Raw genomic sequence first — 22,405 nt, 5'->3', positions numbered from 1 at the left:
GGGTTAAATCCGCTCGCCGCTGAGCCGCTGGCAGACCATGTCGAGCTGGTCGAGCGTCGAATAGGTCAGTGTCAGCGTGCCGCCCTTCGCACCATGCGCGATGCTGATCTTGAGCCCCAGCACGTCGCCCAATTGATGCTCGAGCGCGGCGAGATCGGCGTTGCGCGGCGCGGCTTCGGCGGCGGCCCCGCCGCTGCGCTTGGCGGGCTTGGCTTCGCGCGCCAGCTTTTCGGTATCGCGCACCGACAGCCCCTTGTCGGCGACGACCCGCGCGAGGCGCTCGGCATCGGGCGCGCCGATCAGCGCACGGGCATGCCCCATTTCAATCGCGCCCTCGACGACGAGCTGGCGCACCGGCGCCGGCAGGTCGAGGAGCCGCAACAGATTGGCGACATGGCTGCGCGACTTGTGGACGAGCCGCGCCAGCGCCTCCTGGGTATGGCCGAACTGGTTGATCAGCCGCGAATAGGCTTCAGCCTCTTCGATCGCGTTGAGATCCTCGCGCTGGATATTCTCGACGAGCGCCAGTTCCATCGTCTCGGCATCGGTCAGCTCGCGGACGATCACCGGGACTTCGTGGAGCCGCGCACGCTGCGCCGCGCGCCAGCGGCGCTCGCCGGCGACGATCTGATAGCTGTGGCCGTGCGGGCGCACGACGATCGGCTGGATCAGCCCGCGCGCCGAAATCGACTTGGCGAGCTCCTCAAGCGCGTCCTCGTCGAAATGGCGGCGCGGCTGATCGGGATGCGGTGCCATCGCGCTGACCGGCAGGGTGCGCACGCCGGGGGTGCTGCTGGTGTCGGGGGCGCCGGAGATCGGAGCCTCGGGAACCGAATCGCCGAGCAGGGCACTGAGTCCCCGGCCAAGACCGGGACGGGGTTTACGCGACGCGGGTTCGGTCATGCGGCCTTCTTGAGCTTGGGCAGGCGCTCGATCACCTCGCGGGCGAGCGCGATATAGGCTTCGGAGCCTGCGCATTTATGATCGTAGATCAGCGCGGGCAGTCCGTGGCTCGGCGCCTCGGACAGTCGGACGTTGCGGGGAATCACCGTGTCGAACACCACGCGGCCCAGCACCGCGCGGACATCGTCCGACACCTGGTCGGTCAGCCGGTTGCGGCGATCATACATGGTCAGTGCGACGCCGAGGATCGACAGCCCGGGATTGAACCGGCTGCGAATGCGCTCGACCGTGGTGAGCAGCTGGCTGAGCCCCTCCAGTGCGAAGAACTCGCATTGCAGCGGCACCAGCAGCGCATGCGCGGCGACCATCGCGTTGATCGTCAGCAGTCCCAATGACGGCGGGCAGTCGATCAGCACCACGTCCCAGCGCCCACCCTTGTGCCGCGCCAGCGCCGCGTCGAGGCGGTGCGTGCGCGCCTCGAACTCGATCAGTTCGATCTCGGCGCCCGACAGGTCCTGCGTCGCGGGGACGATGTCGAGGCCGGGCACCTGGGTCGGCACCGCAACTTCTTCGAGATCATGATCGCCGACGAGCAGATCATAGCTCGAATGCTCGCGATCGGCGCGGCTGATGCCCAGCCCGGTGCTGCAATTCCCCTGCGGATCGAGATCGAGCAGCAGGACGCGCTTGCCCGTCGCCGCGAGTGCAGTGCCGACGTTGATTGCGGTGGTGGTCTTGCCCACCCCACCCTTCTGGTTCGCGATCGCGATGCAGATCATCTTGGGCGCACCCCCTGCGCGATCACCACGCCGGACGCCGGCTCGGTGATGCTTCGTTCCACGTGAAACGCACCTTGCCAGTTCGCGGCGGCAGCTTCCACCTCTGATTGTGCATTGCGGCCTTTAGGGAGCACCCAGAGTGTCCCGCTATCGCTGCAATGCAGTGCGGACGCGAGCAAAGTGGACAATTCAGCCACCGCGCGCGCGGAAATGACGGCGGCGCGGTTGGTCGGGTGATAGGCTTCGATGCGGCTTTGCTGGACGGTGACCCGCTTGGTGAGGCCCAGCGCGTCCGCCACCTCGCGGAGAAAGGCGACGCGCCGGGCGCGTGGCTCGACGAGTATGACCGGGCGCTCGACCAGGATTGCGACGACGATGCCAGGCAGCCCGGCCCCGGCGCCGATATCGATCCAGGCGCCGCGGGGCGCGTTCGCAGCGAGCGGAATGAGCTGGGCAGAATCGACCAGATGGCGTGTCCACAGCGTGTCGATGGTCGATGCGGCGATGAGGTTCTGGTGCTTCGATTCGGCTACCAGCAACGCTCCAAAGCGCTCCAGCAGCGTTTCACGTGAAACACCGAAGGTCCCGCGGACCCAGTGGCGTGCCTCTTCCTCGGTCATGCCGCGCGACGCGCGTGGAGCAGAATCGCCGAGAGCGCCGCGGGGGTGATCCCGCGAATCCGCGCCGCAGCGCCGAGCGTCTCGGGCCGGGCGGCGCTGAGGCGTTCGACCATTTCGTTCGAGAGGCCGGGGATGTCGGCGAAGTTCAGTCCTGCCACCAGCCGCACGCTGTCGTTCGCGCGGAGCTGCGCGACTTCGCTTTCCTGCCGCTCGAGATAGGGTGCGTAACGCGCATCCTCGACGAACTCGGCGAGCAGCGCGGGGTCAGCCGCAACGTCCGGCGCGACCTGATCCAGCATGACACCCGGAAAGCGCAGCCATTCGCGCGCCGAACGCCGCGCCCCGTCGAGCCCCACCGGCGCGCCGCGCGCATGGAGCGCACTCGCGGTGATCGTCTCGGCGAAGCGGGTGTCCAGCGCGGCGCGTGCTTCTTCGCGCCATGCCTGCCGCGCCAGCCGCTCGGGCCCGAGGCAACCGAGATCGCGCGCCAGTGGGGTCAGCCGCGTTTCGGCATTGTCCGCCCGGAGCCGCAGCCGGAACTCGGCACGGGCGGTGAGCATACGATAGGGCTCGGTGACGCCTTGCAGCACGAGGTCATCCACCATGACCCCGAGGTAGCTCGTCGCGCGATCGAGGACCAAGGGCGCGGTTCCGAGCGCGTGCGCGGCTGCGTTGGCGCCGGCGACCAGCCCCTGCCCCGCCGCCTCTTCATAGCCGGTGGTGCCGTTGATCTGCCCAGCGCAGAACAGCCCCGGAATCGCGGCCAGCCCCAGCGTCGCATCCAGCGCGCGCGGGTCGATATGGTCATATTCGACCGCATAGCCGGGGGTGACGATCCGGGCGCGCTCCAGCCCGGCAATCGACGCCACCATCGCGGCCTGGACATCCACCGGCAGCGAGGTCGACATCCCGTTGGGATAGATCAGCGGGGTGTCGAGACCCTCAGGCTCGAGAAAGATCTGATGCCCGTCGCGATCGCCGAAGCGATGGATCTTGTCCTCGATCGACGGGCAGTATCGCGGCCCCTGCCCGCCAATCGCCCCGCTGAACAGCGGCGAGCGATCGAGCCCCGCGCGAATGGCGTCATGCGTCGCGCCGTTGGTGCGGGTGATCCCGCAATGGAGCTGCGGCAAGGTGCGCGCGCCCGTCAGCGGCGACATCGTCCACGGGTCTTCGTCCGATGGCTGTTCGGCGATGCGCGCCCAGTCGATCGTGCGCCCGTCGAGCCGCGGCGGCGTACCCGTCTTGAGCCGCGCCATCGGCAGCGCGAGCGCGCGGAGCTGCTGCGCAAGGATCGTTGCCGCCGCCTCATCGATGCGCCCGCCCTCGATCCGCTCCTCGCCGCGGAAGATGCGCCCGCCAAGGAAGGTCCCGGTCGCGAGCACCACCGCGCGCGCACGAAGCACGGTGCCATCGCGCAGCCGCACTCCGGCAACCGCTCCGCCCGCCATTTCGAGCGCGCCCGCCTCGCCCGCCACCAGCGTCAACCCCGGCTGCGCGGCGAGCATGGCCTGGATCGCGGCGGCGTAGCGGGTGCGGTCGGCCTGGACGCGCGGTCCCTGTACGGCGGTGCCCTTGCTGCGATTGAGCATGCGATAATGGATGCCGGCGGCGTCCGCCGCGCGCGCGATCAGCCCGTCAAACGCATCGACTTCGCGGACCAGATGCCCCTTGCCGAGCCCGCCGATCGCGGGATTGCACGACATCGCGCCGAGCTTGGTGAGGTCGAAGCTCAGCAGCGCGGTGCGGGCGCCGCGACGTGCGGCTACCGCGGCCGCTTCGGTCCCGGCATGTCCTCCACCGATCACAATGACGTCAAAATCCATGGCCGCTCGCTACAAGCTGCGCCGGGCAACGTCAAAAGCGTTCCACATGGAACAACGTCATTTGCCGATGCAGAACCGCGCGAAGAGGCTGTCGAGCATCGCCTCGACCCCTGCCCGCCCCGTCACGGCGTCGAAACAGCGCAGCGCGGTGCGCAGTTCCTCCGCCAGTAGCAACAGGTCGTCCTGCCCCGTGGCACGGCGCAATGCATCGCCAGCAGCGGCGCAGAGGGCGCGCTGGCGCTGGTTGAGCGCGATCAGATCGGGCGGCGGGACGAGCGCCCCGCCCAGCTCTGCCAGCCCTTCCCACACGGCATCGATCCCCATCCCAGTGGCAGCCGACACCGCGACCTGCCCTGGCTGCGTGACGCCGCGCCCGGGCGCATCGGCACGGGCGTGGAGCCACAGCCCCGGCGGTGTCTCCGGCGGCGCATCGTCGCCGAGCCACAATAGCAGATCGGCACCGCCCAGCGCCTCGCGCGCGCGGGCAATGCCGATCGCCTCAATCGCATCGCCGGGCGCATCCGAGAGCCCGGCGGTGTCGGTGAACACATAGGCCAGACCGTCGCGCACCAGCGGCACTTCGATCCGATCCCGCGTAGTCCCGGCGACAGGCGAGACGATCGCCGCCTCGCGCCCGGCAAGCGCATTGAGCAAGGTCGACTTGCCGGCATTGGGCGGCCCCGCAAGCACCACGCGGAGCCCGTCGCGAAGCCGTTCGACCGGGGGGCGCGCGGTCACGGCCTCGATCGCCTGCCCAATCGCGCGCGCTTCGGCCTGGAGCGCCGACAGCGTCAGCGCCTCCGCCGATACATCATCCTCGTCGCTATGGTCGAGCAACGCCTCGACCTGCGCGGCGAGGTCCAGCGTTTGCGCCGACCACGCCTCCACCGCGCGCCGAACCCCGCCCTCGGCCGACCGGATCGCCACCCGCCGCTGGCTCTCGGTTTCGGCGGCGAGCAGATCCCCCAGCCCCTCGGCTTCGCTCAGGTCGAGCCGGCCATGCGCGAGCGCGCGCCGGGTGAACTCGCCCGCAGCCGCGGCGCGCATCCCTGGTAGTACGGCGAGCGCGCGTTCCACCGCGCGCACCACCGCGCGCCCGCCGTGGAGGTGAAGCTCGGCCAGATCCTCGCCGGTCGCGGTTTCAGGGCTAGGAAACACCAGCACCAGCGCGCGATCGAGCAACGTCGAATCCGCTGGATCGCGAAGGCTGCACAGGCTCGCCCGGCGCGGCGCAGGCAGTCGCCCGGCAAGCGCACGCACGGCATCGAATGCCCGCGCGCCGCTGATCCGCAGCACAGCGATTGCGGCGGGCGGCGCACCGCTCGACACCGCGTAAATCGTATCCATCGCCGGCGCTCAGTTCCCCGACTTGGCCCCGGCGTCGAAAATCCCGCGCCAGAAGTTCATCCCCGCCTCGCCCATCGGCGCCCAGCTCCCGATCATCGCCTGAAACGCCTCGGGGCTGCCCTGTTTGTCGATCGCCTCGACCATCATCGACACATATTTCTCATGGACCGGAGCGAGATCCGGGAGGCCCATGAAGCGGCGCGCCTCCTCCGGCGTGCATTCGACCTCGACATTGATCTTCATCGCTCTTCTCCGCTTGAGCACGTATCGGGGCGGATGTACGCCTTGGGCCATGTATGCGCGCGACCATGCCCTGATCGCAACGCCCATCGGCATCGTCCGGATCGAGGGCGACGACGCGCTGGTCCATGCGATCCGGATCGAAGCGCCAGGCAGCGTGGCGCGCGCCGGGTGCGCCGCCGCGGTTCGCGACGCACATGACCAGATTGCGGAGTGGTTCGCGGGCTCCCGCAAGCACTTCACGCTGGCGCTGGCTCCCGCCGCAACCGATCGTGGGGCGGTGCTGCGGGCGGGACTGGTCGCGGTCGGCTATGGCGAGACGCTGAGCTATGGAGAGCTGGCGATCACACTTAGGTCTAGCGCCCGCGCGGTCGGCCAGCTTTGCGCGCGCAATCCCTTCCCGATCGTCGTGCCGTGCCATCGCATCCTCGGCGCGGGAGGTGCGTTGGGTGCCTATTCGGCGGGCGATGGCCCGGTCACCAAATCCTGGCTGCTCGAGCATGAGCGGCGCTTTTCCGAAGGACGTTTATTATGAATGGGATGCACCCGATTGCCGCGCTCGACGACAGCGGCAGCTTCGACGCCTATTTCGCCGCGCCCGAGGGTACGCCGCGTGCGGCGATCGTGGTGATCCAGGAGATATTCGGGGTAAACCCCGGTATCCGCAGCAAGTGCGACGCCTGGGCCGCGCAGGGCTATCTCGCCGTCGCGCCCGACCTGTTTTGGCGGATCGAACCGGGCGTCCAGCTCGATCCCGATGTGCCGGAGGAGTTCCAGACGGCACTCGGGCTGATGGGCAAGTTCGACCAGGCGCTGGGCATCGCCGATATCGAAGCGACGATCCGCGCGGCGCGTGCCGAGCTGGGCGGCGGCAAGGTCGGCGTGGTCGGCTATTGCCTCGGCGGGCGGCTGGCGTTCATGGCGGCGACGCGGACCGACAGCGACGCGAGCGTCGGCTATTACGCCGTCGGGATCGACGGTCTGCTCGACGAGAAGCACGCCATCGCCAACCCGGTGCTGTTGCATATTGCCGGCGCCGACCATTTCGTGACGCCGGATATCCAGGCGAAGATGCACGAAGGGCTGGACGATCACCCCAAGGTCACGCTGGCCGACTATCCCGGCGAGGACCATGGCTTTGCGACCGAGAGCGGCAAGCGCCGGTCGGAAGCGGCGGCGGAGCTGGCGGACTCACGGACTGCCACGTTTTTCGCCGAGCATCTCGGCTGATTGTTTCACGTGGAGCAGGCGCCTGCGGGCGCCTGCCCTACCCTGCTCAGCTGAACAGCGTGGTGATCCCCGGCGTCTCGCCGCTGCCGATCCAGCCCTCATAGATCATCTTGAACGCGACGAAGACGATCACCGCCAGCCCGAAATAGGCGATCCAGCGATAGCGGTCGATCAGCTTGGCGATGAAGTTGGCGGCCAGACCCATCAGCGCGACCGACAGCAGCAGCCCGACGACGAGGATGCCGGGATGCTCGCGCGCCGCACCCGCGACCGCGAGCACGTTGTCGAGGCTCATCGAGACATCGGCGACCGCGACGGCCCAGGCGGCACCGGCAAAGCTGCGCGCCGAGCGGACGCCCGAATGCTCGTCCCCGGAGACTTCGGCCGAGCCTGCATTTTCGGCACCGTGGCGAATCTCGCGCCAGAATTTCCAGCTCACCCAGAGCAGCAACAGCCCGCCCGCGAAGATCAGCCCCACGATCCCCATCAGCCAGCTGACCGCGAGCGCAAAGATAATCCGCAGGATCAGCGCGGCGCCGATGCCGATCAGGATGACCTTCTTGCGCTGCTCTGCCGGAAGGCCAGCTGCCAGCGCCCCGACGACGATCGCATTGTCGCCCGCCAGCACCAGATCGATCATCAGCACCGACCCGAATGCGGCCAGCGCCGCGGGGTCGCCGAGGTTCGAGAAATCGGCAACGATATGGTGCCAGATATCGAGGGGGGAACCAACGCCGGAGGCGGCTGCGCTGAGGATCATGTCGAGCATCGCCAATCCCTAGCGTGAGAGGGGGGGAAGGCAAGCCCGGACGCGACAACCCATGTTACAAACGCGAACGGCGCGGGCATTGCTGCCCGCGCCGCTTCATTTCCGGTCCGCGCGGGCGCGGCGCTACTGGTTCATCGAGTCGAAGAAATCCTCGTTGGTCTTCGAATCCTTCATCTTGTCGAGCAGGAACTCCATCGCGTCGATCGTGCCCATCTGCATCAGGATGCGGCGGAGCACCCACATCTTGGACAGCTTGTTCTTGTCGACGAGCAGCTCTTCCTTGCGGGTGCCCGACTTGCCGACGTCGAGCGCCGGGAAGATGCGCTTGTCCGCCACCTTGCGGTCGAGCACGATTTCGGAATTGCCGGTGCCCTTGAACTCTTCGAAGATGACTTCGTCCATCCGGCTGCCGGTGTCGATCAGCGCGGTGGCGATGATCGACAGCGAGCCGCCCTCTTCGATGTTGCGCGCGGCGCCGAAGAAGCGCTTCGGGCGCTGCAGCGCATTGGCATCGACGCCGCCGGTCAGCACCTTGCCCGAGCTGGGGACGACGGTGTTGTAGGCACGGCCGAGCCGGGTGATCGAATCGAGCAGGATGACGACATCCTTCTTGTGCTCGACCAGGCGCTTTGCCTTTTCGATAACCATTTCAGATACTTGGACGTGGCGCTGGGCAGGCTCGTCAAAGGTAGAGGAAATGACCTCGCCCTTCACCGAACGCTGCATGTCCGTCACTTCCTCGGGCCGCTCGTCGATCAGCAGCACGATCAGGAAGACTTCGGGATGGTTGTCGGTGATCGCCTTGGCGATGTTCTGGAGCAGCACGGTCTTGCCGACGCGCGGCGGCGCGACGATCAGCGCGCGCTGGCCCTTGCCCTGCGGGCTGATGATGTCGATCACGCGCGCCGACTTGTCCTTGACCGTGGGGTCCTGCGGATCGAGCGTCAGCTTTTCGTCGGGATAGAGCGGCGTCAGATTGTCGAAATTGACGCGGTGGCGGACGGCGTCGGGATCGTCGAAATTGACCGACACCAGCCGCGTCAGCGCGAAATAGCGTTCGCCGTCCTTCGGCCCGCGGATTTCGCCTTCAACGGTGTCACCGGTGCGCAGCCCGAATTTGCGGACCTGGTTGGGCGAGACATAGATGTCGTCGGGGCCGGCGAGATAATTGGCCTGCGGGCTGCGCAGGAAGCCGAAGCCGTCGGGGAGCACTTCGATCGTGCCCTCACCCATGATCTGCTCGCCATTCTCGGCCTGGGCCTTGAGGATGGCGAACAGCAGATCCTGCTTGCGCAGCGTCGACGCACCCTCGACACCCAGATCCTCGGCCATCGAGACCAGTTCTGCGGGCGGGGTTTTCTTGAGGTCCTTGAGGTGCATAAGGAGTCCGGAATTCTAGCGGGGGGAGCGTCGGTCGGCGGAGATGCGCGCGATAAGCGATGCTGGAGGAAGGGACCGCCGCAGGAAAGCGATCGGCCTGTGCAAGCGAATTAGGTGCGCCCCGGCGCCAAGTCAACCAGAGTTAGAAGGGTTTGACCACCGCGAGCACGACAATCAGCACCGCCGCGAGCGCCGGGACCTCATTCAGCATGCGCAGATGCCGCGACGAAATCGCCCCCTGCCCCCGCGCCAGCTTCTTCGAATAGCCGACTGCCCAGCCATGATAGCCGCTGAGCGCGACGACCAGCAGCAACTTCCCGTGCAACCACCCGAGCCCCGGCTGCCCATCGAGCAGCCCGAGATTGACGGCCAGCATGAGCCCCAGAGCCCATACGACCACCAGCGAGGGCGTCAGGATCATCCGGCGCAACATCGCCTCGCGCCGCGCCCAATCGGCCGCCTGCGGGCTTCCCAGCGCCTCCTGATGGTGGACCAGATAACGCGGGAGCAGGAACAGTCCCGCCATCCAGTAGATCACGAAGACGATGTGGAACGCCTTCACCCATAGATAGGCGCCGCCCAGGAACCCGGTCATCGCGCGCCCCCGCGCAACCGCGCGAGCAGATGCTCGACATGCGCGATCGGCGTGAACTGGCCGATGCCATGCCCGAGGTTGAAGACATGCGGGCGATCGGCGAACGCCGACAGGATGCGGTCGATTCCGTCGTCTAGCGCGGTTCCCCCGGCCATCAGCGCCAGCGGATCGAGATTACCCTGCACCGGCAACCCCGCCGGCAGCACGGCATCGGCCCAGGCCGGGTCCACCGTCTCGTCGAGCCCGACCGCATCGGGCCGCACGCCGGCGACATAGTCGACCAGCTTCGCCCCCGCGCCCTTCGGAAAGCCGATCACCGGCGTCCCCGGGCAGCGTTCGTGCAGCCGTGCGACGATCGCGGCATTGGGCGCGATCACCCATTGTTCGAACTGGCGCGGCGACAGGCTGCCCGCCCAGCTGTCGAACAGCTGGACCGCCTCGACCCCGGATGCGATCTGCAATGCCAGATAGTCGACGGTCAGGTCGACGATGCGGTCGACCAGCGCCTGCATCGTCACCGGATCGCTATAGGCCAGTTCTCGCGCCTTGCCCTGGTCCTTCGACCCTGCGCCTGCGATCATATAGGTCGCGACCGTCCAGGGCGATCCCGCAAAACCCAGGAACGTCGTCGCGGGCGGCAGTGCCGCTGCGACCCGCGCAACGGTGTCGTAAATCGGCTGGAGCTTGGCCGGGTCCACGGGCCCGAGCGTATCGAGCGCGTCGCGCCCGTCGATCGTCGGCGCGAGCCGCGGCCCCTCCCCCGCCTCGAACCATAATTCCTGCCCCAGCGCCCAGGGCACCATCAATATGTCGGAGAACAGGATCGCGCCGTCCATCCCGAACCGGCGGATCGGCTGGAGCGTGATCTCCGCCGCGGCGTCGGGATCGAGCGCGAGGGCCAGGAATCCGCCCTTCTCGGCCCGCAATGCGCGATATTCGGGGAGATAGCGGCCGGCCTGGCGCATCAGCCAGATCGGGGGGACCGGCTGGCGTTCGCCGCGAAGGGCTGCGAGCAACGGCTTGGGAGTCGAGTCAGTCAGGGCGCGGGTCCTACTTCTATAGAAAGAAGAATCTAAGGATTGTTGGAGTCTGTTGGCGCGTGGAACCCGGGGTTTATGCGCTCCTCCGCATTCTGCCAACAACTTGACTCCCGCTTGCCCGCAGAACGCCGCGGATTCGAGTCGGTCATCCCCGATTTCCACAGGCTGTGGGCACTGCGCACCGATTGGGGATGCCGCTGTGGACGACTCACCAACCGAGTCCGCGGTTCGCACAAGCTTGGCCCCGCGCCCGGGTTGCGCTAGCGCCTGTCCGCAATGTTTTCCACAGAACCATCCCCATAGCCGTGCGGCTCCATCTCCACCTCCTCTCCGATTCCACCGGAGAGACGCTGGAAAACATCGCCAAGGCTGCGCTGGCGCAGTTCGACGATGTCGAGACGCTGCGGCATTTCTGGCCGATGGTCCGCTCCGAGGCGCATCTGGAGCGCATCCTCCAGGAGATTGCGCAGAATCCGGGGCTGGTGATCTTCACCTTGGTCAACAGCACCATCCGCCGCACGCTTGAGACGCGGTGCCGCGCCATGGGCCTGCCCGCGATCGCGCCGCTCGATCCGGTGAGCCACGCGCTGTCGGGGCTGCTGGGGCAGGAAGCGAAGGCGCGGCCGGGGCGCCAGCATAGCCTCGACGCCGCTTATTTCGCGCGCGTCGATGCGATTCAGTTCACGATCGCGCATGACGACGGCATCGGTGCCGAGGATTGGGAGGAAGCCGATATCGTGCTGGCGGGGGTCTCGCGCTCGTCCAAGACGCCGACCTCGATCTATCTCGCCAATCGCGGATACAAGGCGGCGAACATCCCGATCGTCGTCGAATCGCCGCCGCCACCCGAATTGTACACGCTGAAAAACCCGCTGATCGTCGGGCTGACCACCAGCGCCGACCGGCTCGTCCAGATCCGGCGCAACCGGCTCTTGTCGCTCAACCAGAGCCCCGAGACCGATTATGTCGACCAGGAGTCGGTCCAGCGCGAGATCGCCTTTGCCCGGCGGATGTTCGCCGACAATGGCTGGCCGGTGATCGACGTAACGCGCCGCTCGATCGAGGAGACCGCGGCGGCGATCATCCAGCTGTGCAACGAGCGCACGCTGCGGACGCGCGACGCATGAGGTTGGTTCTCGCCTCGCAAAGCGCATCGCGCCGGGCGATGCTGTCGGCAGCGGGCGTGCCGCATGAAGCCGCGGCGGCGCTGGTCGACGAGGAGTCGGCGAAGGACTCGCTGATCGCCGGGGGAATCACCCCGCGCGACCTGTCCGATGCGCTCGCTGAACTGAAGTCGCGCAAGCTGTCGGGGATGCATCCGACCGCATTGGTGCTGGGGTGCGATTCGGTCGTCGCGCTCGACGATGGCAGCCTGCTCGACAAGCCCACGAGCCGCGACGAGGCGCGCGAGCATCTGCGGCGGATGTCGGGCGGGCACCATGACTTGTTCAGCGCGGCGGTGATTTCCGAAGGCGGTCGCGCGGTGTGGCGGCATGTCGATCGCGCGCGAATGCATGTCCGGACGCTGTCGGACTCGTTCATCGACGGCTATCTCGACGCCGAATGGCCGGCGATTGCGGGCTGTGTCGGCTGTTACCGGATGGAGGGTCCGGGGGTGCAATTGTTCAGCCGCATCGAGGGAAGCCATTTCACGATATTGGGACTGCCGATGCTGCCGTTGCTCGATTATCTGCGCGTGCGTGGAGTGCTGACCGCATGAAGCATTATGCAGAAGTGATCGGCGATCCGATCGCGCATTCCAAATCGCCGGCGATCCACGGATTCTGGCTCGATGCGCTGGGGATCGAGGCCGAATATCGTGCGGCGCATGTCCTGCCCGAGGCGCTGGGCGATTATTTCGCCGCGCGCCGCGACGACCCGAACTGGCGCGGGTGCAACATCACTATCCCGCACAAACAGGCCGCGCTCGACCATGTCGAGGATCGCGGCGGGGTGCGCGAGTCGATCGGGGCGATCAACACCGTCGTTCGTGCCGAGGATGGCGCGCTGGTCGGCACCAATACCGATGCCGGGGGATTTTATGCCCCGATTTCGGCGATGGACCTCGAGGGCGGCCATGCCGTCGTGATCGGCGCGGGCGGTGCGGCGCGCGCGATCCTGTTCGCGCTGTCGCGTGTCGGCATTGCGCGGGTGACGATCCTCAACCGCAATGTGCTCAAGGCCGCGGCGTTGCTGTCGCATTTCGGGCTGAAGGGCGATGCGGTGCCGCTGGGATCGCCGCTGCCGCCTGCCGATTTGCTCGTGAACGCCAGCGCATTGGGGATGACGGGCCAGCCGCCGCTGGTGATCGACTTGTCGCCGTTGCCCGAGGACGCCGTCGTCTATGACGCGGTCTATGCGCCGCTCGAAACCGCGTTGCTGGCGCAGGCGCGCGCGCGCGATCTCGCGACGGTCGACGGGCTGGAGATGCTGATCGGCCAGGCCGCGCTGGCGTTCGAGCTGTTCTTCGGCGCCGAGCCCCCGCGCGACCGCGACGACGCATTGCGCGCCTTGCTGCTGCGATGATCGTGCTGGGGCTCACCGGCTCGATCGGCATGGGCAAGTCGACCGTCGCGCGGATGTTTGCCGAGGCGGGGGTGCCGGTGTTCGACGCCGATGCCGAGGTCCATCGGCTCCAGGGGCCGGGCGGCGCGCTGGTCGCGGCGATCGAGGCCGAATTTCCCGATACCACCGGGCCCGAGGGCGTCGACCGCACGATGCTGGGCGAGGCGGTGTTCGGCGATCCTGCGGCCTTTGCCCGGCTCGAGGCGCTGGTCCATCCCGCCGTCGCCGCCGCGCGCGCCGCATTTCTTGCGGACAATGCCGCGGCACCGTTGGTCGTGCTCGACGTGCCGCTGCTGTTCGAGGCCGGCGGGTGGCAATCGGTCGACAAGATCGCGGTCGTCTCGGCCCCCGCCGAGGTCCAGCGCGCCCGCGTCCTCGCCCGGCCGGGGATGACCGAGGCGCGGTTCGACTCGATCGTCGCGCGGCAGATGCCCGATGCGGAGAAGCGCGCCCGCGCCGATTACGTGATTCCGACGGGCACCAGCCTGGAGGATACGCGCGAACACGTAGCGTCGCTGATCGCTTGCCTCTCCGCCCCGGGAGGAGGATAAGGCGGGCATGCGCGAAATCGTGTTCGATACCGAAACGACGGGGCTCAGCTTCGCGGGCGGCGACCGGCTGGTCGAGATCGGCTGTGTCGAGCTGGTCAACCGCGTGCCGACCGGCCGCCATTACCACGCCTATATCAACCCCCAGCGCCCGGTCCCGATCGAGGCGTTCAACGTCCATGGGCTGAGCGACCGCTTCCTCGCCGACAAGCCGTTGTTCACCGATGTCGTCGAGGATCTGATCGCGTTTCTGGGCGATTGCCCGCTGGTCGCGCACAATGCGACCTTCGACTTCGGTTTCCTCAACGGCGAGTTGCGCCAATGCGGGCGACCGCTGGTCGACATGGCGCGGATGGTCGACACGCTGACGATCGCACGCACGCGCCATCCCGGCGCGAAGCACTCGCTCGATGCGCTCTGCTCGCGCTACGGGATCGACCTCAGCGCACGCCAGCTGCACGGCGCGCTGCTCGACGCGCAATTGCTGGCGCAGGTCTATGTCGAGCTGACCGGCGGGCGGCAGATCACGCTGGGGCTGGCCGTCGATACGCCGGTGATGCGCGAGACGCCTGCAGAGGCGCCGGCGCGGGTGCATGTCCGGCCCGCGCGGCATTTTGCTGCGTCGGACGTGGAACTTGCGCGCCACGCAGCCTTTCTCAAGGGGTTGGAAGAGCCGCTCTGGGGGGTGCCCGCGTCGAGTTGACGTCGCGCGGTTGCCTGCTAGTCCGGCAATAGTTTTAGAGTAGGAGAAATGCCCATGGATATCCGAGTTTCGGGCCACCAGGTCGATACCGGCGAAGCGCTCAAGACGCAGGTCACCGATCGACTTCAGGGCATCGCCGACAAATATTTCTCGCGCGCGATCTCGTCGCAGGTCACCTTTGGCAAGGGGCCCCACGACAATGGCTTTACCTGCGACATCATCATGCACGTGATGCAGGGACTGGTGCTCAAGGCAGCCAATTCCGGGATGGAGGCCAATGGCGCGTTCGACGGCGCCGCGGACCGCATCGACAAGCAGCTCCGCCGCTATACCCGCCGGCTCAAGGATCGCCAGGCCGGGGTGCTCAACGCGCTGGCTGAGGAAGGCGCGTATGACGCCGGCTACACGCTGTTCCAGGAGCCCGCCGAAGAGGAAGAGCCCGCCGACGCTCCCCTGATCATCGCCGAGACGCGCGTCGACGTGCCCGAGGCGACGGTATCGGACGCGGTGATGATGCTCGATCTGCGCAACACCAACGCGCTGTTGTTCCGCAACACCGGCACCGGAAGCTATAATATGGTCTATCGCCGCGGCGACGGGACGATCGGCTGGGTGGAGCCCAATCGCGTCCAAGCCTAGTCGCTGCCGGGGGCAGGGCGATGCCTGGAGCCGGGGGGGCTCTTTACTGGATGAACGATGGTTGAACTCAGCGATCTGCTCGTCCCGGAAGCCGTGCTTTCCGGGGTGAGCGCCGCCAATAAGAAGACGCTGTTCCAGCAGCTCGGCATTGCCGCGGGACGGGCCTATGGGCTCGATCCGCGCGCAGTGACCGATCGCGTGGCCGCGCGCGAAAAGCTGGGCTCGACGGGGTTTGGCGGCGGAATCGCGATTCCGCATGGCAAGCTGGATGGGCTTAAGCAGGTGTGCGGGGTGTTTGCCCGGCTGAATCACCCGATTGATTTCGGCGCGATCGACGAATTGCCCGTCGACCTGGTGTTCCTGCTGGTCTCGCCCAGCGGGGCGGGCGCCGATCATCTCAAGGCGCTTGCCTGCGTCTCGCGGCGGCTGCGCGATCGCAATTTCGCGGCCAAGCTGCGCGGCGCGGGGTCCAACGACGCCGTGTTCGCGCTGCTCGCGGGTGTGGAGGCGCGTGACGCAGCCTGAGCCACCGCCGGTAGCGACGGGCGAGGCCGCGCATTTCCGCGCGCTCGAATCGCTGTACGCCGCGGCGCCGATCAACCGGCTGTTCGAGTCGGCGCTCGAGATTCCGGAGAGCGGAGTCGCGCGGATTAGGTTCGAAATCGATCCGCGCGTCTATCACGCCGCGGGCGCCGCGCATGGCACGAGCTATTTCAAGATGCTCGACGATGCGGCCTTTTATGCCGCGAACAGCCTCGTGACCGACCGTTTCCTGCTGACGACGGCCTTCAACCTGCTGCTGACCAAGCCTTTGGTCGCCGGGCCGGTGGTGGCGGAGGGGCGCTGGATCAGCGGCCAGCGCCGCGTCTTCGTCGCGGAGGCGCGGCTGATCGACGCGCAGGGCGACGAAGCCGCGCGCGGCACGGGCACTTTCATGCGATCGCGCATCCCGCTGGCCACCCTCCCCGGCTATCGGCTGCCCTGATGGCGCGGCTGACGAGCGCGGTGCTGGTCGGTGCGCTGACTCGGCGCGTCCATCAACAGGGCGGCTCGGCGATGGTGCTCGCGCGCGGCGACGCGACGGCGGGTGCGATTCTGGTGCTCGCGCTGGAGCGTGGCGCCAATCCCCGCTTCTTCGAACGCGGGGTGGGGCCCGATGGACAGCCCGCGCTGATCGCCACCGGCCCGCGCACGCTTGCCGACGATGGCGAGGTCACCGCCTATTGGCAGCGCCGCCGATCGCAGGACGGGGACCTGTGGGTCGTCGAGTTGGACGTCGCAGCGGCAGAACGGTTCGCCGCTGAAACGATCTGCGCCGGTTGACATTGCACGCCTGTGAAGGGAAGGGGGCGGCTCGTTTGAAATAGCGTTGTGCCGATCGAAGTGTGAAGTCGAACGGTTACGCAGTCGGGGGGAAGTCCGGCGGCCCACAGAGCATCACGGGGCCCGCCGCACGCCAACCGCATAGTATTGAAACCAAATGAAGTTCCTGCCACGCGCTGCGACTTTCGCGGCGCTGACCTTTTGCGCTGGCGCACTAGCGAATGCTGCCACGCTCGATCCGACCCAGGCCGTGCAACAGCCGGTGGTCGACTCGATAAACCCCCAGGAACACCATGTTGTTCCCGCGCAGCAAGGGGTTGCTGCATCGCTTCCCGCGACCCAGGACGGCGAGATCGTCCAGCCGCTGCCCCAGGCAGCGCTCGCGGAAGACCAGGATTTCGAAACGCTCTCCGCCGTCGTGGCAGCGCAGGACGCGCCCGAATCGCCGACGAGCGAACTCAACTGCCTTGCCGTCGGTGTCTATTACGAAGCCAAGGGCGAACCGCTTGCGGGCCAGCTGGCCGTCGCGGAAGTCATTCTCAACCGCACCACATCGGGCCGCTTCCCCAAGTCGGTCTGCTCGGTCGTCGCCCAGCCCGGTCAGTTCTCGTTCGTGCGCGGCGGCAAGATCCCGAACCCGCCCGCAAACGCGCATTGGCGCAAGGCACTGGCCGTGGCGCAGGTCGCGCAGAAGGATCTGTGGGACAGCCCCGCGGAGAAGGCGCTCTACTTCCACGCACGCTATGTGCGTCCCAGCTGGAAGCGCGCGACCGTCGCGACGATCGGCAACCACATCTTCTACCGCTGAAGCGCGCGCGGGGTCTTTCCCGCGTTCTCGCAATGTTCTAGCGTTCGGGGATGCGCACCATGCCCTCCCCGGCCGCGGTCACGTCGGCTGCTCTCCCCCCCATTGATGCGGCCGACGTGGCTCGCGGCGTAAGCCGCATGCTGCTGCGCCACGATTGCGTGGCGATTGCCGAGGTCCCGCTGGACGGCGGGCGCCGCGCCGACCTGATGGCGCTCGATTCGCGCGGCAATATCGTGATCGTCGAGATCAAGGTGTCGCGCGCCGACCTGCTCGGCGATTCCAAATGGACCGAATATCTGCCGCATTGCGACCGCTTCTTCTGGGCGGTGCCGCAGGGGTTCGACCTGCGGCCGCTCGACCAGGAGGGATTCCTCCCCGCGCGCGCCGGGATTCTGGTCGCCGACCGCTATGACGCCGCGGTGGTGCGCGAAGCCGCGACCGTGCCGCTGGCCAGCGCGACTCGGCGCAAGACCACGCTGGCCTTTGCCCGCCGCGCGGCGCGGCGGGTGCTGACGCTGCTCGATCCCGAAAGCGTCCAGGTCTTCTGAGCGCAGCCGCGCGACGCGGGCGGTTAGAGCTTCGGGCCCGCCGCGGCAGTGCCGCCGGCACCGCCCTTGGGCGCGTTTGCCAGCAACCGCGCAATCGCCGGAAACCGCGTTTCCTGGGCGGCATAGTCGCGCGCGGTCTTACCGGTGCGATAATCGCCGCGATCGGGATTGGCGCCGGCGTCGAGCAGCATCCGGACGATATTCGCGTCATGGATCAGCACCGCGCGGATCAGCGGGCTCTCGCCCGCCGCATTGGGAAGGTTGATATTCGCGCGATATTTCATGAGGATCGATACGCCCTCGGCCCAACTCTGGTTCACCGCGACGATCAGCGGGGTATTGCCCTCGCGGTCCTGGATATTGGGGTTGGCATCGTCCGCCTGGAGCAGCGCGCGGAGATAGACCTGGTCGCGGCGTTCGGCGACGATGTGCAGCGCGCCCTGGCCGTTGCGGCGGTCCTTGGTGTTGACGATCCGGAGCGACTTGTCCTGGAGGAACTTGTTGACCTTGGTCCCGTCGGCCTTGCGCACCGCCTCAAGGAACTCATAACCATCGGAAAATTTCTGCGCGAATGCCGGCGTGGCGGAAAACACCAGCGCGGCGGCGGCCGCCAGTCGGAACGCACGGAGCACCATGATCAAGCGAAACCCTTTATTGGACCCTGTTCTTGCAAGCCGCAGCATAACAGATCATGGCTGGGGGCGCCATGAATAGGATGTTTTTTGCGCCCGCGCTGGCGCTTGTCGCGGCGCCGCTTGCCGGGTGCGGCGGCGCTGCCGATCAGCCCCCGCTTGCGGGCGCGCGGATCGGCGGCCCCTTTGCGTTGACCGACCAGAATGGCCGGACGGTGCGCGATACCGATTTCGCCGGTCGCTACCGGATCGTCTATTTCGGCTATACCTATTGCCCCGATGTTTGCCCCACCGACATGCAGAAGATCGGCCAGGCGATGCGCGAACTCGACCGGACCGATGCGAAGGTCGCGCAGAAGGTCGTGCCGATCTTCATCACGGTCGATCCGGAGCGCGACACGCCGGCGGCGATCAAGCAGTTCGTCGCCAATTTCCATCCGCGGATCGTCGGGCTGACCGGCACGCCCGAGCAGATCGCCAAGGTCGCGAAGGATTATGCGGTCTATTTCAAGAAACAGCCCGCGGGTGCCGGCGGCGGCTATCTGGTCGATCACCTCGCGGTCGCGTTCCTGATGGGGCCGCAGGGCGAGCCGATCGCGTCGCTGCCGATCGACAAGGACGGCGCCGCGATCGCCGAACAGGTCAGGCACTGGGTCCGGTGAGCGAACGTTTCTGGGAAACCAAGCCGCTCTCGAAGCTCGACCGCGCGCAATGGGAGGCGTTGTGCGACGGCTGCGGCAAATGCTGCCTCCACAAGCTCGAGGATGACGAGACCGGCGAATTGCTCCCGACCAACGTCGCCTGCCGGCTGCTCGATCGGCGGATGGGGATGTGCAGCGATTACAAGCACCGCCACGCCTATGTCAGCGAGTGCGTGCGGCTGAACAACAACAATGTCAGCGGCATCGAATGGCTGCCCTCGACCTGCGCCTATCGGCTGCGCGCGGCGGGCGAGGCGTTGCCCGAATGGCATTATCTGGTGTGCGGCGACCGCGAGGCGGTGCACCGCGCGGGCGAGTCGACGCGCGGCTGGACGGTGTCCGAGGACGATGTCGGCGACCTGGAGCACCATCTGGTCGACCGTATCCTGTGACCCCGGCGGTCGAGATCGTCCGCCATGCCCGCGCCCGGCGGATGCGGCTGGCGATCGATCCCCGCGACGGGCGCGTACGGCTCACCCTGCCACCGCGCGCTTCGCTTAAGAAAGCGCTGGCCTGGGCCGAGGAACAGCGCGAGTGGATCGCGGCGCAGCAGGCGCGGCTGCCGCAATCCCAACCCTTTGTTCCCGGCGCGCGTTTCGCCTTTCGCGGGCGCGAGGTCGAGATTGCATGGTCCGCGACCGCCAAGCGCACCCCGACGCTCGAAGGCGACCGGCTGGTGTGCGGCGGCCCTGCCGAGGGGCTCGATCGCCGAGTCGAGCGCTGGCTGCGCGGCGAGGCATTGCGGGTGCTGAGCGAAGAGACCGCTTATTATGCCGCGCGCGCCGGCGTCGGCGTCACCCGCGTCTCGATCGGCGATCCGCGCGGGCGCTGGGGGAGTTGTGCCGCGTCGGGGGCGATCCGCTATAGCTGGCGGCTGATCCTGGCGCCCGATTTCGTCCGCCGCGCAACCGTGGCGCACGAAGTCGCGCACCGCGTCCATATGAACCATGCGCCCGCGTTCCACCGGCTGGTCGACGCGCTCTACGAAGGCGATCCGGCGGAGGCGCGGGCGTGGCTGCGCGCACAGGGCGCCGCGCTGCACTGGGTCGGGCGTCCCGCCGACTCGGAATAAAGCTATTCCAGATCGCGCGGGCGTGGCGTGGCGCGGTCCATCGGTGGCGGCGGCACGATCACCGTGCGACCCGAATCGCGCGGCGCCCGGCCGGGGGCGGGCTGTCCTGCGGGCGGGGCATTGCCGGTCATCCGGTCGATCCAGTCCTGGTCGATGCGATCCTCCGGCGCTTGTTCGGCGGGCGCGCCGCGCGGGTCGGTGGGTTGCTCCTGCTGCGGCACCGGGTTGCCGTCCTCGTCGACGAACACGCCATTGTCGGGCGCGGCGTAATAGGCATTGTCCTCGGGTTCGAGCTCCCATTCGGGCAGCGTCACCTTGGTGTCGAAATTCTCGACCGGGCGCCCGGCCACGGCCTTGCCCATGAATGCGGCAAAGGCACGCGCAGGCGCAGTGCCGCCCTGGAGCCCGGGGACCGTCCGCGCATCGTCGCGTCCCATCCACACCCCCGTGGTCAGCCCCGACGAGAAGCCGAGGAACCAGCCATCCTTGTTCGACGTCGTCGTGCCGGTCTTGCCCGCCACCGGGCGCCCGATCTGGGCGGCGCGGCCCGATCCGGTCGCGACTGCGGTCTGGAGCAGGTCGGTCATCTGCGCGGCGACATAGGGCGCAACGAGGACATGGCTGGTGTCGACTTCGTGGCTGTAGATCACGGCGCCGTTCGCGGTCACGCGGGTGATGCCGAACGGCGTGACCGCCACGCCCTTCTGCCCCACCGACGCAAAGGCGCGGGTCATGTCGATCAGCCGGACGTTGGAGGTGCCGAGCACCATCGCCGGCTGGGTGTTGATCGGCGTGGTGATGCCGAACCGGCGCGCCATGTCGGCGACGGTGCCGAAGCCGACTTCCTGCCCCAGCTTCGCCGCGATCGTGTTGATCGAATAGGCAAAGGCGGTGCGCAGCGTGATCTCGCCCGAATTGCGGCGCGAATTGTTGCGCGGGGTCCAGCCGGCGATCGTCACCGGCTCGTCGACGACGATGTCGTCGGGCTTATGCCCCGCTTCGAGCGCGGCGAGATAGACGAACAGCTTGAACGACGATCCCGGCTGGCGCGTCGCCTGAGTCGCGCGGTTGTAGATCGACGCGACATAATCCTTGCCGCCCACCATCGCGCGCACCGCGCCGTCGCGGTCGAGGCTGACCAGCGCGCCCTGCGCGTCGCCGGGGGCATTGCGCCGGATCGCCTCGTCGGCGGCGCGCTGCATGTTGAGGTCGAGCGTCGTCCACACCTCGAGCGGGGCGTCGCTTTCGTCGATCAGCACTTCGAGCTGCGGCAGCGCCCAGTCGGTGAAATAGCGCACGCTGTTCTGGCGCGGCTCGGGCGCGAGTTTGACCGATTTGGGATCGGTGGCGCGTGCCTGCGCTTCGCTGATCTTGCCGGTCTCGGCCATCAGGCTCAGCACCACGCTGGCGCGATCCACGGCTGCCTCGGCATCGGCGCTGGGCGAGTAATGCGACGGCGCCTTGACCAGCCCGGCGATCACCGCGGCCTCGGCCAGGCTCAGATTCGTCGCCGAATGGCCGAAGAATTTGCGGCTCGCGGCATCGATGCCATAGGCGCCGCCGCCGAAATACACCTTGTTGAGGTACAGCTCGAGGATCTGGTCCTTGCTGAATTTGCGCTCCAGCGCGAGCGCCAGCACCGCCTCGCGCGCCTTGCGGCCATAGGAGCGCTTGAGCGACAGAAAGACGTTGCGCGCGAGCTGCTGGGTGATCGTCGAGACTGCGCTGACTCGCCCCTTGCGCGCGACGCTGTCGCGGATGCCGCGGACGATGCCGACCGGATCGATGCCGAAATGCGATTCGAAGCGCCGGTCCTCGGTCGCGATGATCGCGTCCTTCATCACCTGCGGAATCTGGTCGGACGGGATCCATTCGCCATAGCTCGGCCCGAGCGACACCAGCACCGTGCCGTCGACCGCATGGACGCGGATCATCTGGCCGTTGGGCGAGGATTTCAGCTCGTCATAGCTCGGCAGCGAGGCGCGCGTCGAATAGACTGCGATCGCCAGCGCGATCGCCGCGACCAGCGCCGCGGCGCCTCCGCTGATCGCAATCCATAGCGCGATACGCTTCCACCGGGCGCCGCTGCGCACCGGGGAGGCCTTGGAACGTTTCGGGGGGTTCGCCATCGGGGGGC

Annotated in this window: 28 protein-coding genes; 16 read left to right on the top strand and 12 right to left on the bottom strand. The window is 67.6% G+C overall.

Features of this window, described 5'->3' with window-relative positions:
- Positions 1-3: 3 nt before the first annotated feature.
- Genes TS85_RS20115 through TS85_RS20090 form a run of 6 tightly spaced genes read right to left on the bottom strand, consistent with a single transcriptional unit; the run spans position 4 to position 5,718 of the window.
- Positions 4-903: a ParB/RepB/Spo0J family partition protein gene (locus tag TS85_RS20115; RefSeq protein WP_044334608.1), complete on the bottom strand. Its 900-nt coding sequence runs from the start codon at positions 901-903 to the stop codon at positions 4-6.
- A complete protein-coding gene (locus tag TS85_RS20110; RefSeq protein WP_044334606.1) occupies positions 900-1,682 on the bottom strand; it encodes a ParA family protein in 783 nt (260 codons plus the stop codon). Before TS85_RS20110 ends, TS85_RS20115 begins: the two co-directional genes overlap by 4 nt.
- On the bottom strand, positions 1,679-2,302 hold the full coding sequence (gene rsmG / locus TS85_RS20105) for a 16S rRNA (guanine(527)-N(7))-methyltransferase RsmG (protein WP_044334604.1): 624 nt from the start codon (positions 2,300-2,302) through the stop codon (positions 1,679-1,681). The genes TS85_RS20110 and rsmG overlap by 4 nt, the downstream gene beginning before the upstream one ends.
- Complete coding sequence (gene mnmG, locus TS85_RS20100; protein WP_044334602.1) at positions 2,299-4,128, bottom strand: tRNA uridine-5-carboxymethylaminomethyl(34) synthesis enzyme MnmG; 1,830 nt, start codon at positions 4,126-4,128, stop codon at positions 2,299-2,301. Before mnmG ends, rsmG begins: the two co-directional genes overlap by 4 nt.
- Positions 4,129-4,185: 57 nt before the next feature.
- Positions 4,186-5,475: a tRNA uridine-5-carboxymethylaminomethyl(34) synthesis GTPase MnmE gene (gene mnmE / locus TS85_RS20095; RefSeq protein ID WP_044334600.1), complete on the bottom strand. Its 1,290-nt coding sequence runs from the start codon at positions 5,473-5,475 to the stop codon at positions 4,186-4,188.
- 9 nt (positions 5,476-5,484) lie between these two features.
- A complete protein-coding gene (locus TS85_RS20090; protein WP_044334598.1) occupies positions 5,485-5,718 on the bottom strand; it encodes a DUF6489 family protein in 234 nt (77 codons plus the stop codon).
- A 13-nt stretch (positions 5,719-5,731) separates the two neighbouring features.
- Here TS85_RS20090 and TS85_RS20085 point away from each other — a divergent pair, with 13 nt between their 5' ends.
- A complete protein-coding gene (locus tag TS85_RS20085; RefSeq protein ID WP_227698552.1) occupies positions 5,732-6,250 on the top strand; it encodes a methylated-DNA--[protein]-cysteine S-methyltransferase in 519 nt (172 codons plus the stop codon).
- Positions 6,247-6,945 carry a dienelactone hydrolase family protein gene (locus tag TS85_RS20080; protein ID WP_044334594.1) on the top strand — a complete coding sequence of 233 codons (699 nt, stop codon included), beginning with the start codon at positions 6,247-6,249 and terminating at the stop codon, positions 6,943-6,945. The genes TS85_RS20085 and TS85_RS20080 overlap by 4 nt, the downstream gene beginning before the upstream one ends.
- Before the next feature lie 46 nt (positions 6,946-6,991).
- Here TS85_RS20080 and TS85_RS20075 read toward each other — a convergent pair whose 3' ends face one another.
- The 4 genes from TS85_RS20075 to hemE form a co-directional block, all read right to left on the bottom strand.
- Positions 6,992-7,714, bottom strand: coding sequence for a TerC family protein (locus TS85_RS20075; protein ID WP_044334592.1), 723 nt, complete (start codon positions 7,712-7,714; stop codon positions 6,992-6,994).
- A 123-nt stretch (positions 7,715-7,837) separates the two neighbouring features.
- Positions 7,838-9,094, bottom strand: coding sequence for a transcription termination factor Rho (gene rho, locus TS85_RS20070; protein WP_044334591.1), 1,257 nt, complete (start codon positions 9,092-9,094; stop codon positions 7,838-7,840).
- Positions 9,095-9,236: 142 nt separating this feature from the next.
- A complete protein-coding gene (locus TS85_RS20065; protein ID WP_044334589.1) occupies positions 9,237-9,689 on the bottom strand; it encodes a CopD family protein in 453 nt (150 codons plus the stop codon).
- Complete coding sequence (gene hemE / locus TS85_RS20060; protein ID WP_044336691.1) at positions 9,686-10,729, bottom strand: uroporphyrinogen decarboxylase; 1,044 nt, start codon at positions 10,727-10,729, stop codon at positions 9,686-9,688. The genes TS85_RS20065 and hemE overlap by 4 nt, the downstream gene beginning before the upstream one ends.
- A gap of 305 nt (positions 10,730-11,034) precedes the next feature.
- Here hemE and TS85_RS20055 point away from each other — a divergent pair, with 305 nt between their 5' ends.
- The 11 genes from TS85_RS20055 to TS85_RS20005 all read left to right on the top strand — a co-directional run bounded on the left by TS85_RS20055 (position 11,035) and on the right by TS85_RS20005 (position 17,863).
- Positions 11,035-11,856: a pyruvate, water dikinase regulatory protein gene (locus TS85_RS20055; RefSeq protein WP_044334587.1), complete on the top strand. Its 822-nt coding sequence runs from the start codon at positions 11,035-11,037 to the stop codon at positions 11,854-11,856.
- Positions 11,853-12,449: a Maf family protein gene (locus TS85_RS20050; RefSeq protein WP_077228716.1), complete on the top strand. Its 597-nt coding sequence runs from the start codon at positions 11,853-11,855 to the stop codon at positions 12,447-12,449. The genes TS85_RS20055 and TS85_RS20050 overlap by 4 nt, the downstream gene beginning before the upstream one ends.
- On the top strand, positions 12,446-13,255 hold the full coding sequence (gene aroE / locus TS85_RS20045) for a shikimate dehydrogenase (RefSeq protein ID WP_044334583.1): 810 nt from the start codon (positions 12,446-12,448) through the stop codon (positions 13,253-13,255). The genes TS85_RS20050 and aroE overlap by 4 nt, the downstream gene beginning before the upstream one ends.
- A complete protein-coding gene (gene coaE, locus TS85_RS20040) occupies positions 13,252-13,845 on the top strand; it encodes a dephospho-CoA kinase (RefSeq protein WP_044334581.1) in 594 nt (197 codons plus the stop codon). The genes aroE and coaE overlap by 4 nt, the downstream gene beginning before the upstream one ends.
- Positions 13,846-13,852: 7 nt before the next feature.
- Positions 13,853-14,545 (top strand): DNA polymerase III subunit epsilon, encoded by a 693-nt coding sequence (gene dnaQ, locus TS85_RS20035; protein WP_044334579.1) that lies wholly within the window; start codon positions 13,853-13,855, stop codon positions 14,543-14,545.
- A 54-nt stretch (positions 14,546-14,599) separates the two neighbouring features.
- Positions 14,600-15,184, top strand: a complete 585-nt coding sequence (hpf, locus tag TS85_RS20030) for a ribosome hibernation-promoting factor, HPF/YfiA family (protein WP_044334577.1) — start codon at positions 14,600-14,602, stop codon at positions 15,182-15,184.
- A 57-nt stretch (positions 15,185-15,241) separates the two neighbouring features.
- Positions 15,242-15,709: a PTS sugar transporter subunit IIA gene (locus tag TS85_RS20025; RefSeq protein ID WP_044334575.1), complete on the top strand. Its 468-nt coding sequence runs from the start codon at positions 15,242-15,244 to the stop codon at positions 15,707-15,709.
- Positions 15,696-16,169: a PaaI family thioesterase gene (locus tag TS85_RS20020; protein ID WP_044334573.1), complete on the top strand. Its 474-nt coding sequence runs from the start codon at positions 15,696-15,698 to the stop codon at positions 16,167-16,169. The genes TS85_RS20025 and TS85_RS20020 overlap by 14 nt, the downstream gene beginning before the upstream one ends.
- Positions 16,169-16,507 carry a DUF1491 family protein gene (locus tag TS85_RS20015; RefSeq protein WP_044334571.1) on the top strand — a complete coding sequence of 113 codons (339 nt, stop codon included), beginning with the start codon at positions 16,169-16,171 and terminating at the stop codon, positions 16,505-16,507. Before TS85_RS20020 ends, TS85_RS20015 begins: the two co-directional genes overlap by 1 nt.
- A gap of 157 nt (positions 16,508-16,664) precedes the next feature.
- Entirely contained in the window at positions 16,665-17,315 is a 651-nt protein-coding gene (locus TS85_RS20010) for a cell wall hydrolase (RefSeq protein ID WP_044334569.1), read from the top strand.
- Positions 17,316-17,365: 50 nt separating this feature from the next.
- Positions 17,366-17,863 (top strand): MmcB family DNA repair protein, encoded by a 498-nt coding sequence (locus TS85_RS20005; RefSeq protein WP_044334568.1) that lies wholly within the window; start codon positions 17,366-17,368, stop codon positions 17,861-17,863.
- A 23-nt stretch (positions 17,864-17,886) separates the two neighbouring features.
- On the opposite strand, the gene TS85_RS20000 is transcribed toward TS85_RS20005, so the two are convergent.
- Positions 17,887-18,498, bottom strand: coding sequence for an ankyrin repeat domain-containing protein (locus TS85_RS20000; protein WP_044336690.1), 612 nt, complete (start codon positions 18,496-18,498; stop codon positions 17,887-17,889).
- A gap of 71 nt (positions 18,499-18,569) precedes the next feature.
- Here TS85_RS20000 and TS85_RS19995 point away from each other — a divergent pair, with 71 nt between their 5' ends.
- From TS85_RS19995 to TS85_RS19985, 3 genes are read left to right on the top strand one after another with little or no spacing between them, the layout of a single operon-like run.
- Positions 18,570-19,157, top strand: a complete 588-nt coding sequence (locus TS85_RS19995) for an SCO family protein (protein ID WP_227698550.1) — start codon at positions 18,570-18,572, stop codon at positions 19,155-19,157.
- Positions 19,154-19,588 carry a YcgN family cysteine cluster protein gene (locus tag TS85_RS19990; protein WP_407082097.1) on the top strand — a complete coding sequence of 145 codons (435 nt, stop codon included), beginning with the start codon at positions 19,154-19,156 and terminating at the stop codon, positions 19,586-19,588. Before TS85_RS19995 ends, TS85_RS19990 begins: the two co-directional genes overlap by 4 nt.
- Positions 19,585-20,268, top strand: coding sequence for a M48 family metallopeptidase (locus tag TS85_RS19985; protein ID WP_044334565.1), 684 nt, complete (start codon positions 19,585-19,587; stop codon positions 20,266-20,268). The genes TS85_RS19990 and TS85_RS19985 overlap by 4 nt, the downstream gene beginning before the upstream one ends.
- A gap of 2 nt (positions 20,269-20,270) precedes the next feature.
- Here the strand turns inward: TS85_RS19985 and TS85_RS19980 are convergent, their stop codons facing one another.
- Positions 20,271-22,397 carry a transglycosylase domain-containing protein gene (locus TS85_RS19980; protein WP_044334564.1) on the bottom strand — a complete coding sequence of 709 codons (2,127 nt, stop codon included), beginning with the start codon at positions 22,395-22,397 and terminating at the stop codon, positions 20,271-20,273.
- Positions 22,398-22,405: the final 8 nt, after the last annotated feature.

It is taken from the genome of Sphingomonas hengshuiensis (assembly GCF_000935025.1).
Classification (GTDB): Bacteria; Pseudomonadota; Alphaproteobacteria; order Sphingomonadales; family Sphingomonadaceae; genus Sphingomonas; species Sphingomonas hengshuiensis.
The sequence above is the reverse complement of the archived record's forward strand: the minus strand, read 5'-3'. Positions and strand labels throughout refer to the sequence as shown.